The 14,681-nt window shown below is 58.8% G+C and carries 14 protein-coding genes; 13 read left to right on the top strand and 1 reads right to left on the bottom strand.

Annotated elements, in window-relative coordinates; all coding sequences use genetic code 11:
• Positions 1-229: 229 nt before the first annotated feature.
• The 4 genes from BLU17_RS10090 to BLU17_RS10105 are packed head-to-tail and all read left to right on the top strand — an operon-like array spanning position 230 to position 3,047.
• Positions 230-1,048: an aspartate dehydrogenase gene (locus BLU17_RS10090; protein ID WP_091996726.1), complete on the top strand. Its 819-nt coding sequence runs from the start codon at positions 230-232 to the stop codon at positions 1,046-1,048.
• 2 nt (positions 1,049-1,050) lie between these two features.
• On the top strand, positions 1,051-1,353 hold the full coding sequence (locus BLU17_RS10095) for a hypothetical protein (protein WP_091996586.1): 303 nt from the start codon (positions 1,051-1,053) through the stop codon (positions 1,351-1,353).
• Positions 1,337-2,152, top strand: a complete 816-nt coding sequence (locus tag BLU17_RS10100) for a DODA-type extradiol aromatic ring-opening family dioxygenase (RefSeq protein ID WP_091996587.1) — start codon at positions 1,337-1,339, stop codon at positions 2,150-2,152. The genes BLU17_RS10095 and BLU17_RS10100 overlap by 17 nt, the downstream gene beginning before the upstream one ends.
• 55 nt (positions 2,153-2,207) lie before the next feature.
• Complete coding sequence (locus BLU17_RS10105; protein WP_091996588.1) at positions 2,208-3,047, top strand: alpha/beta fold hydrolase; 840 nt, start codon at positions 2,208-2,210, stop codon at positions 3,045-3,047.
• A 61-nt stretch (positions 3,048-3,108) separates the two neighbouring features.
• Here BLU17_RS10105 and BLU17_RS10110 read toward each other — a convergent pair whose 3' ends face one another.
• Positions 3,109-4,074 (bottom strand): VOC family protein, encoded by a 966-nt coding sequence (locus BLU17_RS10110; RefSeq protein WP_091996589.1) that lies wholly within the window; start codon positions 4,072-4,074, stop codon positions 3,109-3,111.
• Positions 4,075-4,704: 630 nt separating this feature from the next.
• Between BLU17_RS10110 and BLU17_RS10115 the strand changes: the two genes are divergently transcribed.
• The 9 genes from BLU17_RS10115 (at position 4,705) to dmpG (ending at position 14,616) form a co-directional block, all read left to right on the top strand.
• Complete coding sequence (locus BLU17_RS10115; RefSeq protein WP_091996590.1) at positions 4,705-6,171, top strand: APC family permease; 1,467 nt, start codon at positions 4,705-4,707, stop codon at positions 6,169-6,171.
• A 120-nt stretch (positions 6,172-6,291) separates the two neighbouring features.
• Positions 6,292-7,065: an alpha/beta fold hydrolase gene (locus tag BLU17_RS10120; RefSeq protein ID WP_091996591.1), complete on the top strand. Its 774-nt coding sequence runs from the start codon at positions 6,292-6,294 to the stop codon at positions 7,063-7,065.
• A gap of 265 nt (positions 7,066-7,330) precedes the next feature.
• Positions 7,331-8,407 (top strand): porin, encoded by a 1,077-nt coding sequence (locus tag BLU17_RS10125; RefSeq protein WP_143189212.1) that lies wholly within the window; start codon positions 7,331-7,333, stop codon positions 8,405-8,407.
• Positions 8,408-8,818: 411 nt separating this feature from the next.
• Positions 8,819-9,979, top strand: coding sequence for a Rieske 2Fe-2S domain-containing protein (locus tag BLU17_RS10130; RefSeq protein WP_091996593.1), 1,161 nt, complete (start codon positions 8,819-8,821; stop codon positions 9,977-9,979).
• A 21-nt stretch (positions 9,980-10,000) separates the two neighbouring features.
• The gene (locus tag BLU17_RS10135; protein WP_091996594.1) at positions 10,001-10,321 is read left to right on the top strand and encodes a non-heme iron oxygenase ferredoxin subunit; all 321 of its coding nucleotides are present in this window, start codon (positions 10,001-10,003) and stop codon (positions 10,319-10,321) included.
• Between the two features lie 34 nt (positions 10,322-10,355).
• Positions 10,356-11,630, top strand: a complete 1,275-nt coding sequence (locus tag BLU17_RS10140; RefSeq protein WP_091996595.1) for a Rieske 2Fe-2S domain-containing protein — start codon at positions 10,356-10,358, stop codon at positions 11,628-11,630.
• Between the two features lie 51 nt (positions 11,631-11,681).
• Positions 11,682-12,473, top strand: coding sequence for a 2-keto-4-pentenoate hydratase (locus BLU17_RS10145; protein ID WP_091996596.1), 792 nt, complete (start codon positions 11,682-11,684; stop codon positions 12,471-12,473).
• 185 nt (positions 12,474-12,658) lie between these two features.
• On the top strand, positions 12,659-13,591 hold the full coding sequence (locus tag BLU17_RS10150) for an acetaldehyde dehydrogenase (acetylating) (RefSeq protein WP_091996597.1): 933 nt from the start codon (positions 12,659-12,661) through the stop codon (positions 13,589-13,591).
• A gap of 11 nt (positions 13,592-13,602) precedes the next feature.
• On the top strand, positions 13,603-14,616 hold the full coding sequence (gene dmpG / locus BLU17_RS10155) for a 4-hydroxy-2-oxovalerate aldolase (RefSeq protein WP_091996598.1): 1,014 nt from the start codon (positions 13,603-13,605) through the stop codon (positions 14,614-14,616).
• Positions 14,617-14,681: the final 65 nt, after the last annotated feature.

Raw genomic sequence — 14,681 nt, forward strand, 5'->3', positions numbered from 1 at the left:
CCCCACTGTATACAGCACACAATCAAAACGGAAGCGGAAATTTAAGTTTGTCGTCCTGAGCCGGGAAAACCCCGATGGCGGGGGCGGACCCATGAATCTGAGGCATGCGTAGAGAACAATAAAGTGGTTTGTCGGGTCTGCATCTGCGCTCCTACCATCTCCTGACAGCCTGCCGCCTACACTGGCGCAGAGCCAAATGACCCTATATTCGATTGATGGGAAAACCCAGATGCAGAATCAGAAGCAGGACATGAAAGTTGGGATTGCGGTCCTCGGGACGGTCGGCAAAACGGTCGCGAAGGCGCTTGACGAGGGAATCCCGGGCCTGACGTTGGCAGCCGTAGCGGCGCGCAACCATGCGGCGGCGAGCGACTGGCTGGGACAGCTACGACAGGTGCCGGTCATTACAACCTTCGAGGAAATGGCCGAGTCGTGCGATATCGTCGTGGAGTGCGCCCCAGCGTCCCTGTTAGGCGACATCGCTGAGCCTGTACTCAAGGCAGGCAAGAAACTCATCGTTCTGAGCTGCGGCGGCCTGCTCAATCGCCCAGACCTCATTGACCTTGCGCGCAGCACGGGCGGCAGCATCCATGTACCGACCGGCGCTCTTCTGGGCCTCGACGCCGTTAACGCAGCGGCCGAAGCAGAAATCTCGTCGGTCCGCATGATTACCAGAAAGCCCGTCAAGGGCCTGGTCGGGGCGCCGTTCCTGGAGGAAAAGAAAATCGACATCTCGAGCATCCAGGAACCCATGCAAATTTTCTCGGGAACCGCTCGAGAGGCGGCGGTCGGCTTTCCCGCGAATCTCAACGTTGCCGTTGCGCTGTCGCTCGCAGGCAATGGACCGGATAACACGCAGCTCGAAATTTGGGCCGACCCGGCGCTGACCCGCAACACGCACACCATCGTAGTCGAGTCGGACTCCGCTCGTCTTCAAATGACTATCGAGAACATCCCGACGGAAAACCCGAAGACTGGCCGAATCACGGCCCAGAGCGTCCTGGCATTGCTGCGGAAGATGAACGCCCCGCTGCGGGTGGGAACGTAAAAATGACCGTTCAGCTCTTGAGCCCGCCGGTGGAGCTGCATCGGCTGATATCTGCCGCACTTCGGGACAACGCATTGGCTGACCTTATTCGAACGGCGCCGGACGAGGCCTATTCGGCGTATCAGGTTCCAGCTTGGCAGCAGGAACTCCTCGTGGCCGACCTTGGGGACGCAATGAACCGAATCGGCGTCCATCCGAATCTTCGCTTCAAGTTTCTGGCCCTGAGGGGCCTGCTGAAGTTGCAGTCGGCATCCGTCGCACCGTTTCTTGAATCGCTTGGGGGGAAGAATGGGTCGTATCGTTAGTGCTGCGGCGACATCTCATACCTTCGGCGCGAAAGATGGTTGTGAAGCCGCCGTTCAGCGTGTCTGCGATGGAATGGCGGAGATTGGGAGGGAAATCGCGAATAGCAACCCGACCATCGTCATTGTCGTGTCGAGTGACCACCTCAATAACTTCACACTCGACGCTCAGACGTCGCTCGCAATCGGCATTGCGGACGAATACGTCCCACTCGGCGACATGGGGGTCCCTCGGCAGAGTTTTCACGGGGACCGGATGTTCGCGATGGCATTCGCAAACTACTGTTCCGAGACCGGATTTGACCTCACACCGGTGGAGGGCATAAAGCCAGACCACGGCATCGCGTTCCCGAACGCACTGTGCAATCGCGAGGGGCGAGCGGCACTGGTGCCGCTCTATCTCAACACGGTAATGAATCCTCCTCCGTCGTGTGCACGAAGCTTTGCGCTCGGGAAGGCGCTGCGCGAGTTCGTGGAGACGCAGCGGCCGCATGACGAGCGCATTGCCGTGGTCGGCAGCGGTGGTCTCTCTCACTGGATTTGTTTGCCGCGCTCTGGCGATGTCAACGAGGAATGGGACCGCTACGTGATGGACTGCCTTGCGTCCGGTCGCGGCGAGGAACTTGCATCGCTCGCTCGCCAGGACATTCTGCACGATGGCGGCAATGGTGGACTTGAGATTGCGTCTTGGGCATTTGTCGCTGGCGCAACGTCTGGCGCCACGGGGCGCTCTGTCTACTATGAGCCGTTGAAGGCATGGTGGACGGGGATGGGCGGCGTCCTGATGAATCTCGACGCTTGACCGGCGGCGTCGCTGTGGGCGGCGCCATGTGAAACTTTAGCTCTGACAAAGAACCATGACCAATTGGAACCTGCCCGCTTGGGCTGAAGAAGCATCGAAGACCGTCGTTGCAGACGGCGTGGAAACCCACTATTTCGAACTCGGCGAGGGGCAGCCCCTGATTCTGATTCACGGCGGCGGCCCGGGGGCCGATAGCTGGGGAAACTGGCAATCCTGCCTGCGCGAATATGCGAAGAGCTTCCGCGTCATCGCAATGGACATGCCGGGCTTTGGCGGTTCCGCGAAGCCGTCTCCGGACGTTTATCCGTACGACCAGGCGAGCCGTAATCGACATCTCATCGCATTCATCGAAACGCTTGGCCTCGCGCCGGCGAATCTCATCGGAAATTCGATGGGGGGTGCGACCGCTCTCGGCGTGACGATTGCGCGACCGGACCTGGTAGGTAAGCTCGTGCTGATGGGTAGCGCCGGCCTCGCCGTGAACAATCCTGACCCATCGGTGAAGGAAAAGCTGAAGCAGTACGACTACACACTCGAGTCCATGCGCACGGTCATGCAGACGATGACTGGTTCGCGCTTTGAAATCGACGAGCAGCTTTTGCAGCATCGTCACTCGCTGATGCAGGAGCCTAGCGCTCAGGCCGCAATCGTCAGGATTGTTCGCTCGGACCTGACGTATCCGGAAGACGCGATTGCTTCGGTGAAGACACGGACGCTGGTAGTTGCAGGCAAGGAAGACAAGATTGCCGTGCCGGCGCGCAATCAGCGCTATCTGGAACTGCTCGAGAACTCGTGGGGCGTCATCATCCCCCACGCCGGGCACTGGGTGATGATGGAGGCACCCGAAGTTTTCGTGAAAATCACCACGGAGTTCCTGACGCAGAACTGGGCCTGAACTCTAGCACCGTGATGTGGACCTAGGGACCGCCTCGAATGGGGCGGTCCCAATTTGCATGTTAGAGGAGGAATGGAAGGTCAGCGGCATCCGCGGTGGCGATTACGTCGGGGCGCCAGTCGCGATTGACGTAGAGTTGCACAAGAAGGCCGTCGGCATCCGTGACGCAGACTGCGTGACGCGCCGCGTGGTCGACCTCGCGCATCACTTGGCCACCGATGCGCTTGATGCCATCAACGGCGGCTTCCAAATCAGCCTCCGACCAGACTTCGACGCCCATGTGGTGCATGCCATCGTTTGCTTCGACGTTGCGAAGCAGCGAGATGTCACCGCTGCTTGCGAAACCTGCGAGCAGCACGCATTGACTCGCGCGGTCACCGAAGAACGGACGCAGGCCGGCGACGCGAGTATAGAAGTCGTACATCGCGTCGAAGTCGCGCACGGCAAGGCCCATGTGGGTGACGCGCTTACCTTGCACGAGCACATTCGAGAGGCGTTTCAGATTCGGCACAGCTTTGAATAGCTGGCGCGTGTCCGGTACGTTTGTTTCGCCGGGAATCCATTGCGGCTTCTTTTTGATGATGATGCCCTTGCGTGCTTCTTCCCAGTCTTCGACGACGTCCGCGTAGAACTCCACCTCGTTGCCGTCGGGGTCCTTCAGGTAGATGGAGTGCGCGACGTCATGGTCGGCGGCACCGAGGAATTCAACACCAGCAGCCAGCGCAGCCTTGTAGCCCGCTACGAGCACGTCCTCGGATTCCACCTCGAACGCGAGATGGTTCAACCCTGGGCGCTGCCCTGGCTTCGCATACTTGCTCTTGACATCGACAAGCGCGAAGTCGTGGTACGTGTTGCCGTTGCTCAGGAAGCTCGCGAGATTGTCCGGCTGGCGATAGGCCTCGGCGAAACCGAAGGCGTCGTGATAGAAGTCGCACGCCTTGACGTAGTCAGAGACGAAGATATTTGAGTGCGCGAGGCGACGCGTCTTGAAGAGTGCTGCAGACTGGTCCGTGGTGGCGAGTTGCATGTTAATGATTCTCGGTTGGTTGCGATAGGGCGGCGTTACTCACAGCCACCCATCCTCATACAACCCTACCGACGCATACAAGAAGGGACAAACGATTTATCCGGCGTAGGTGCATGAGGCGAACTCAAGCATAGAAACGCAGCGCCCCATCAACGTGCAAAAAAGAAAGCTGGATGGTCCGTGTTAGGGCAAACCCCACTCATTTCGATGCATGACTAATTGTCATCCGATACCTCAATTTTCGTTCGTTGTCCGCGACCCAGATAGTGGCTACAGTCCGGTCTGTGCACAGCAGGTGTTGACATGTTGATGAAAGTGCGTGCAATCGAAATCAACGCACTATCGATGCATCGAAGCGCCCAATAGCAATGCTTGTGTGTGGTCCGCAAATAGACGGCGATTAGAAAACCAATCAGGAGACGACTAGACGTGCGCGAGAAGACGGCCATATTCATCGCATGACGGGGCACTGTTCAACAGTGCGTCCGAACTGTTTCTCAGGAGCGAACGCATGGGTCGTTCGAGCCAGAGGTTGCAGTCGGTAAAAGGGGCGCCCCAGCGTCCGCATCGAAGGCAAATCGATGCAGCCTCGAAATAAAAATTTGTATCTCCCTTACTGTCGGAGCTTAAATGTCCACTTCCCCTACCGAGCTTTCCGGAGAGTCCGGCTCTCTGAAAAAGACGTTCAGCTCAATGTCGCTCTTCACGCTGTCCTTTGGTGTCATGGTCGGCTCAGCGTGGATTGTTATCGTCGGCGATTGGTTCGGCAAAGCAGGTCCGCTTGGCGCAATACTTGGCCTGTCGGCAGCGGCACTGATGATGTGTGTGGTTTGTCTCGTGTACGCTGAACTGGGCGCGCGCATACCTGCTTCGGGCGGGGAAATCGTTTACACATTCGAGGCTTTCGGCGCCGCACCGGCCTATTGGGTGTCGTGGGTCTACACGATTCCGGCACTGGCGTTCACCGCGTTCGAAGGCATCGCGTTGACGTGGATGGTCGCGACGCTGGTACCCGGATTTGGCACGAGTACGCTCTACCATTTCCTCGGCTTCGACGTCTCGGCGGGCCAGGTTACGTTGGGACTCGTGATAACAGCGCTGATGATGCTCCAGAATTACTTTGGGGCGCAGTTCAGCGCGGGCTCCCAGAAGCTCCTGACCGTCGCCTTTCTAGTTGTCGCCCTTGTCGCCATCGCCGTTGCACTCAGCAAGGGAAATCCCGCAAACATCACGCCCCTCTTTTACTCGGCCAACCCGAACTCGCATTGGTGGGCAGGCGCGCTCGCGATTTTCTCCTCCGGGCTCGTGTGGTTCTCAGGCTTCCAGGCCATTCCGCCTGTCATCGAGGAGCGTAACGACGACGTTTCTTTCGCGCGCATCGCTCGTGTCATGGTGATTTCCATCATCTTTGCGGCCGTCTTCTATGCACTCGTGATTGTCGCGGTAGGCATGGCCCAGCCTTGGACCGGGACGCTTAAGACGCAGATGCTTACGGCGGCTGCGTTCGGCAGCCTCACACCTGGTGGTTGGCTTGCGAAGGTCGTCCTTATCGCGGGCGCAATTTCAATCGTCAAGGTGTGGAATGGCGCGTTTGTCTGGGCGACGCGAGTGATTCTGGTCCAGTCACGTGCGCAGTTCCTTCCGAGGTCTTTTGCGAAGATTCATCCCAAGTACGGCACGCCGACGCGCGCAGTGTTCCTGGTTGGTGCTATCAACTTCCTCGGTATCGCCGCAGGTCCCGGCGCGATTCTGCCTATTCTGGACGTGGCAGCCATCTGCATCGGCGTGGTCATCGCGAGTTCGCCCATTGTCCTGCTTGCCCTCAAGCTTCGTGACCGCAACGGCTCGACGCCGTCGTACGAGACGCCGGGTGGAATCCCCACGATTCTGGTTGCCCTGCTGTTCACGCTCGCACTTGCCATCGTTGCGTGTGTGCAACCGTTCTTTGAGACTTCTGCCGGCCTGCCGCTGTCCTGGCAAATTCTGGGAGCGTGGCTGATTGTTGGGCTCGTGCGCTGGGTCCTGATGCGCAATTCGTATCGTGATAGCAGCATTGCCCGCCGCGCGTTGCTTGGTGCGATAGCTGGCAACTCCTGAACGCGTCCCATTGCACATATTGCTGAAACTGCGGCACGCCACGATTCAACGAACCGTGACACCGCCGCAGCTTCAGGGAAGTCTCGATTTTCAAGCTTTGATTTTTTCTAGCTAACGAACATGCCATATCTCTCGATTGAAAAGAGTCAGATTTACTACGAGGTGCACGGAGAGGGCGCGCCTGTGGTATTGCTCCACGGCGTCGGCGGCAACCATGCAAGCTGGTTTTATCAGATTGAGGCATGGTCGCAGCGTTTCAGGATGATTGCCCTTGATGCTCGTGGGTTTGGCAACTCTACGGACGCTGAAGGCAAGGGACGCAGCGCTTTTACCAGCGACCTCGAGGCGCTCCTGAACCATCTCGGTCTCGACCGTGTTGCGATTGTTGCGCAATCGATGGGGGGAGGCACGGCTGTAGATTTCACATGCAAGCATCCTGAGCGTGTTACGGCCCTGGTTCTTGCCGACACGCTTGTATGGCTCGACCCGACTGAAGAGATGGCTGAACCCTTCAAGAAGGTGCAGGAGGCCACTGCCACGCTGAGTCAGTCAGAGCGGGTACTCGGGAGCACGTTCCGCACGGCGGAGCCCGCACTGAGCGAACTGTACCTCCGAATTGCGAGCTTCAATCAGTACACGTTCAAGACGCTGGTTGGGACACAACAACGTTACAGGCCGGTCGAAGTCGCCCAAAGCGGCGTTCCGACCTGCTTTGTCGTAGGTAACGAGGACGTACTCTTCCCGCCGGAATTAATGCGCAAAGCCTGGGAATCCGTTCCGGGTGCCGAATGGGTCCAGTTGCCTCGAGCGGGCCACTCGGCCTACTTTGAAGCGCCCGTCGTCTTCAACAATGAGGTCGGGGCGTGGCTCGATGGTCGCGTCGCGCGCGAGTGACTTGAGTCACATGCATGACAAAACATGGGGCGACGGTGCGTGATTATTCGTTTGTAAGCGAAATTTTCGCTGCATAACGTCGAGGGTGACGGTGCAAAAACCAAGAGTCGTGGACCGAGCCGTCACCACAGAGGCACAAGTACTTCCATGAAGTTGGCCGGACCGGACAACCCAAGGAATTTGTCGCAAGTGCGACTGCATGCTGAGCAAGTTGATTCGGCATGCGAATTAAAACAAAAGACCACTATCCCAAACGGAGCATTTCGTGAAAGCAAAACTTGCAGTCGCAGCAACCCTCCTGGGCGTGTCCGCCGGCGCGATGGCGCAGTCGAGCGTGACGTTGTTCGGTGCACTCGACGAGGCACTCGTATATGCGAACAACGCAGGCGGAGGCGCAACGGTCCAGATGCTCGACAGCTACCACTGGAATACGATGTGGGGACTTGAGGGGACGGAAGACCTCGGCGGCGGCCTGAAGGCGAACTTCTATCTCGCGAACTACTTCAATCTGTCGAACGGGCAGAATTTCAACTCCGGAAGCTTCTTCTATGGTGGCGCCTGGGTTGGTCTCTCGAAACAGGAATACGGTTCCGTGACGCTCGGGCGCCACTACGACTATTCCGTCTATCTGCTCTCGAATATGCCGGGCGTCAATGCTACGCTCGCGCAGACGCCGGGCAACTTGGACCATACGGGCGGCGGCTACCTGAACAATGCCATCACGTACACTTCGCCAACCTTCGGGGGCGTAACGTTCTCCGGTCTGTACGCATTCCCGGGCGGCACGAGTGACCCGTTCGCGACCGGCCGGGCATTCAGCCTGTCGCTGACTTACCGCGGCAGCAGCTTCCGCGCAGCTGCGGTCGCGACGAAAATCAATGGGGCATACGTCACACCGACTCTTGCGGGGATGAACATGTTCCTCGGCCAAGACGTCATTCCGTACGTAAAGGTACACGTCGACTCGCAGAACATTTACGGCATCGCCGCTTCATATGACCTGACCAGCAAGTTTACGCTGCAAGCTAGTTACACGGACGTCGCGTTTGCCGGCTTCAACCAGTACCAGTCGGTGCGAACCGCGACAGCCAGTGCTGTCTATTCGTTTGCGCCGGACCTGAAGCTCACCGGCGCCTACCAGCATTCGGGCCTTGGTAGCGGCGACATGAACTCGTACAGCCTGTTCCTTGACTACTTCCTGTCCAAGCGGACTGACGTGTACACAGCTGTCCACTACGCGCAATCCGGCGGGGCCACCCAAAGCGCCACACTGTTCACGCTCGCCCCGTCGACGACAAGCCATCAGGTCGCTGTGGCCGCGGGTATCCGACACTTCTTCTAATCGGTCTACGGCGCGTCATGCCATGTGCCAACGAAACCCCGCTTCGGCGGGGTTTTTCTTTGTTGATGTGATTTGCCTTCCGGAGACACCTTCACTTACATCGCTGGGCAACTGAAGACGCATGCAACCTCGTAGAGGAGTCGCCTCGGGACTGTTGCGTAGCCTCACGACATCAAACGGGTAAACCACTAGGGTACGCGGCCGTCGAGAGGCGGCGGACGGGAAGCCTTGTGGACACTGGGGCCTGCGCGACGCATGAACAAAGAGATGGCATGTGCTTCCGAATATTCAGTTGTCGGTCAAAATTTCGACACGTACCGTATCTCCTAGCTTATGCAATACGACGTTCGCACAGATTCATTGCATACAGTACACAAAGAGACTTTGACCAATACGTTGTAGGAAGAGAACATGGAACCCACGAACAGTTTTGTCGACGAAGCACTCCTCAAGCGCGTCCCGCGATGGAGCAAGTACCTGGAAGCCAAACTCGGCTTCCGGAACCACTGGTATCCCGTCTTGCTGTCGCGCGACATCGCGGAAGCGCAGGTTGTTCCGGCGACTGTCTGCGGCGAAGAGATTCTTCTCAAGCGAATCGACGGGACGGTTCGCGCAATCCGTGACCGCTGTCTTCATCGCGGCGTGAAGTTCTCCGAGAAGGTGGAGTGCTATACGGAAAACACTATCACGTGCTGGTATCACGGCTTCACCTATAAATGGGAAAGCGGCAAGCTCTGTGACATCCTCGCTGCACCCGACAGCAAGGCGATTGGCCGCCGTGGAGTCAAGTCGTATCCGGTTCAGGAGGCAAAGGGCCTCGTGTTCGTGTTCGTGGGCGATGACGACGTCGAAGTTCCGCCGCTCAGTCAGGACGTGCCGCCGACGTTCCTCGATGAGGACCTCAGCGTTCACGCGGCAATTTACGACGTCGAATCCAACTGGCGCGTCGGCGCGGAGAACGGCTTCGACGGCCTGCATGTCTACATCCATCGTTCGTCAGAACTGGTGCCGAATACGCAGCGCTCGCTGCCCATCGGCCACCTCTCGGACTCCGCGAAGGTCGAAATCTTCGAGGAAGAGGGGGCACCGAAGGGTGTCTACGACCTCTTCGCGAATCACGTGAGCGTGTGGGAAGGCAAGGTCGAAGGTAAGACTGTCATCACCGGCACGAAGCGCGTCTCGGACAAGCCGACCCGTACGACTGCGGCTTCCATCTGGCTCCCGTGCGTGCTGCGCGTGGACAATTTCCCTGACCAGGAAATCACGCAGTTCGAATGGTACGTGCCGGTCTCTGCGGACAAGCATCTGTACGTCATGACGGTCGGAAAGCGCGTTTCCAGCGAAAAGGAGCGTGCCGACTTCGAACACGAGTTCTGGTCGCGTTGGAAGCCGGTCGGCTTCGAGAACTTCAATGCACAGGACATCGGCGCCCGCGTCGCGCTGCAGAAGTACTACAAGAACGACAACTCGTGGCTCGACGAAATGCTCATCGAAGGCGACGCGCCGATTATCAAGTGGCGCGAGCTGTGCCACAAACACGCTCGCGGCGTGCAGAAGCCCGAGCACATGTAATCGGACGGGAGTAACAAAGTCATGGCTGAAAAGATTTTCCTCGTCCGCAAGAGTGACATGAACGACGGGTCGATGCGCCAGGTCTGTCTGGCCGAAAAGAACTCGGAACTGGCCGTCTACAAGGTGAAGGGGGAGTTCTACGTTACGGACGACTTGTGCACACACGGGATGGTCGCGTTGACGGGCGGCGACCTCGAAGGGACGACAGTCTACTGCCCGCTGCACGGCGGGGCGTTCGACGTATGCACCGGCAAAGCCACCGAGAAGCCGTGCACGACGCCGCTGAAGACCTACGAAGTCGTGGTCGAGGCAGACGACGTGTACTGCATGTACGGAGACTGACCGTCACTCACAGAATTATTTCTGGGAAGCAATCATGTTCAGTAAAGAAGACAACGAGAAGCTCTGTCGCGTAGGGCCCGGTACCCCGATGGGTGAAGCCTTTCGTCGCTTGTGGATTCCGTTCCTGCTCCCGGAGGAGCTGAAGGCGGATGGTTCGCCATTGCGCGTTCGCCTCCTCGGCGAAGACCTCATCGCGTTTCGCGACACCGAGGGCAAGCTGGGTCTGCTCGACCGCTACTGCCCACATCGGCGCGTCGACCTTTTCTATGGTCGAAACGAGCACTGCGGTCTGCGCTGCCCGTACCACGGCTGGAAGTTCGATACGACCGGCCGCGTGACGGAGATGCCGGCGGAGCCTGAAAATTCGCAGATGCTGCAAGACACGCGAATCAAGAGCTATCCGATTATCGAGTGGGGCGGCGCGATTTGGGCGTACATGGGTGACCCGGCTTGCAAGCCTGAGACCCCGCCTTTGATGGAATGGGCGACGGTCCCGGATTCGCATCGCTACGTTACGAAGCGTCTGCAGCGCACGAACTACGCGCAGGGTGTCGAAGGTGGCATCGACTCGAGCCACGTCGGCATTTTGCACAGTCGGCTGGACCCCGAGAAGGTGGAACTCCCGTTCAAACAACGCCAGGTCTCGCCGATTTCGACGGTGCCGTACCTCGCGTCTGACACGGCGCCGAAATTCTTCGTTCGCCCGACCCGCCACGGCATGACCATTGGGGCGCGTCGCAATGCGACGGACGACAGCTATTACTGGCGTATCACGCAGTTCCTGCTGCCGTTCTACACCATGATTGCGCCTAACAAGGAGGGCGGCGTCGTCATGGGGCATTCGTGGACGCCCATCGACGACTACAACTGCTGGGTCTTCACGATGACGTGGAACAGCGAACGCCCGCTCTCGGAAGACGAGCGCGACAACGGCGCCGTGCATGCGGACACGAAGAACGACGGCAGCTACGAGCCGTTGGTCGATGCGTCGAGCGACTACGGTCTCGACCGCGAAGTTCAGCGCCTGCACAGCATGACGGGTATCCACGGTATCGGAATGCAAGACACCGCTGTGCAGGAGAGCATGGGGCCGATTGTCGACCGCTCGCTGGAAAACCTCGGCTCGGGCGATGCCGCTATTACGCGATTCCGGCGACAACTACTGAGCATCGCGAACGAGCTTGCGGAGACCGGCCAGGTCACGGTCGCAAACAACCCCGACTGGTACAAGGTCAGGTCGGCGGGTGTCGTGCTCCCGCACGGTGTTGACTTCCAGGAAGGTGCGGCGAAGTACACCGAGGTGAAGTGATGCCCTTAGGCCGGGCGGAGCTCTGCCTGGCCTGTTTGTCGGACTAAATCCATGCAATCAGAACTGAAACACACCCTCGATGACGTCGCGGCGCTTTTGCGGGATGCGGAGCGTACGCGCGTGCCGGTCGCTCCGCTGAGCACGGTGTACGGAAACATCAGCGATTCGGAGGCGTATGCAATCCAGCGCATCAACTGTGAAGCCAGGCTTCAGTCTGGCGAGCGTGTTGTTGGCCGCAAAATCGGATTGACATCTGCCGCGGTCCAGAAACAACTCGGCGTGGGGCAGCCAGACTTCGGAACACTCTTTGCGTCGATGGCACACGGCGACGGCGAAGCGATTCGTCTAGCTTCGCTCATCCAGCCGAAAATCGAGGCAGAAGTCGCGCTGGTGCTGAAGACGGACCTGCTACACGAGCGCCATACGTATGCGGACCTGTTGCGCGCGGTTGACTACGCCCTTGCCGCAGTTGAGGTCGTCGACAGTCGTATCGAGAACTGGAAGATTAGCTTCTCCGATACGGTCTCGGACAATGGCTCCAGCGCGCGGTTCGTGTTGGGGAGCCGCCCGGTTCCCTTGAGGCACATCGACCTCGCGAATTGCTATATGGAACTGCGGCAGGGCGGGAAAGTGCTATCGGACGGAACCGGTGCAGCATGCATGGGCAATCCCCTAAATGCGGCTGTGTGGCTCGCTGACCGCATGGTTCGAGAAGGGACACCTTTGCGCGCAGGTGACATCGTTTTGACAGGAGCGCTCGGTCCGATGGTTGCCGTGAAGGAGCCCGGTGCGTACGAAGTAACTATCGATGGACTGGGCAGCGTGCGAGCGGTTTTCGAATAAACCTACTGCATTCCCCTCAACGCAGGGTTCATTGGATGTTGGGTTAGTCGACTCCACCCGCGTCAGATGCGCCCTAACTGTCGTGTAGAAGGTATGCCTTTTGCAACGGGCGGCGCCGGACGCTTTCGGCGCCCTTGATGCTGTGCCGTGAGTGCGGGCGTGTCTCGCATGTACCAGGAAAATATATGAAAGCCAAAGTAGCGATTGTTGGGTCGGGCAATATTGGCACAGACCTGATGGTCAAAGTCATGCGTAACAGCAACCACCTCGAGATGGCGGCTATGGTCGGCATTGACCCGAATTCCGACGGTCTCGCGCGTGCTGCGCACCTTGGCGTTGCGACAACGCACGAAGGTGTGCAAGGGCTCACGCGACTGCCGATTTTTAAGGACATCGATTTCGTGTTCGATGCGACCTCTGCGGGCGCACACGTGAAAAACGATGCCCTGCTGCGCGAACTGAAGCCCTCGATTCGCGTGATTGACCTGACGCCAGCTGCTATCGGACCGTACTGCGTGCCCGTCGTCAACCTCGATGCTCATATCGACGCGCTGAACGTGAACATGGTTACGTGCGGCGGCCAGGCCACGATTCCCATCGTCGCAGCGGTATCGCGCGTCGCCAAAGTTCACTATGCAGAGATTGTTGCGTCAATCAGCAGCAAGTCGGCGGGGCCGGGGACGCGAGCGAACATCGACGAATTCACGGAAACCACGTCGAAGGCCATTGAAGTGGTCGGTGGTGCGTCGAAGGGGAAGGCAATTATCGTGCTGAACCCGGCAGAGCCACCAGTAATGATGCGTGACACCGTCTACACGCTCTCCGAAGTCGCTGAGCGCGAGGAGGTGGAGGCATCCATCGAGGACACCGTCGCGAAGGTCAATGCGTACGTGCCGGGTTACCGGTTGAAGCAACGCGTGCAGTTCGACGAGATACCGGCGAACGCTCCGCTCAACGTTCCGGGTCTCGGCAAATTCAGTGGTCTCAAGACGTCGGTCTTTCTCGAGGTGGAAGGCGCCGCACATTATCTCCCGGCATACGCGGGCAACCTCGACATCATGACGTCAGCGGCTCTCGCGACCGCTGAGCGCATGGCGCAGTCGCTCTTGAGCGCATAAGGGAGTCGTCAATGAGCAAAAAACTCTATATCTCCGACGTCACGCTGCGCGATGGCAGTCATGCGATTCGTCACCAGTATTCCATCCAGAACGTGCAGGACATCGCTCGTGCTTTGGACAAGGCACGGGTCGACAGCATCGAAGTCGCGCACGGTGATGGCTTGCAGGGCTCGAGCTTCAACTACGGATTCGGCGCGCACAGCGACCTCGAATGGATTGAGGCGGTCGCGGAGGTTGTCACGCACGCAAAGATTGCAACCCTGCTTCTGCCCGGCATCGGAACGATTCACGACCTGAAGGCGGCGTATAACGCGGGCGCGCGAGTCGTGCGTGTGGCGACTCACTGCACCGAGGCTGATATCTCGAAGCAGCACATCGAGTATGCGCGTGAGCTGGGTATGGACACCGTCGGCTTCCTGATGATGAGCCATATGACGACCCCGGACAATCTCGCCGTCGAAGCGAAGAAGATGGAGAGCTACGGCGCGACATGCATCTACGTGGTCGATTCGGGCGGTGCTTTGACAATGACCGACGTGCGAGACCGCTTCCGGGCCATAAAGTCTGTGCTCAAAGCCGAAACGCAGACGGGCATGCACGCCCATCACAATCTCTCGCTCGGGGTCGCGAATTCCATCGTGGCGGTGGAGGAGGGGTGCGACCGCGTCGACGCATCACTCGCTGGGATGGGGGCAGGCGCAGGCAACGCGCCGTTGGAAGTGTTCATCGCAGCCGCCGAGCGTATGGGCTGGAATCACGGCACTGACCTCTACACGCTGATGGACGCTGCTGACGACATCGTACGTCCACTGCAAGACCGGCCTGTGCGAGTAGACCGCGAGACGCTTGCACTCGGTTACGCGGGGGTCTATTCAAGCTTCCTGCGGCATTCGGAAGTCGCCGCGAAGAAGTATGGTCTGAAGACTGTCGATATCCTCGTCGAATTGGGCAAGCGCCGGATGGTTGGCGGCCAGGAAGACATGATTGTTGACGTCGCACTCGACCTGCTCGCTGGCACGCGGTAAGCACTCGACCAACGAACCGACAAACGCCCCACCGTGCCTCACGCTGGGGCGTTATTGCTCTTGCG

It is taken from the genome of Paraburkholderia lycopersici (genome assembly GCF_900096975.1).
Classification (GTDB): Bacteria; Pseudomonadota; Gammaproteobacteria; order Burkholderiales; family Burkholderiaceae; genus Paraburkholderia; species Paraburkholderia lycopersici.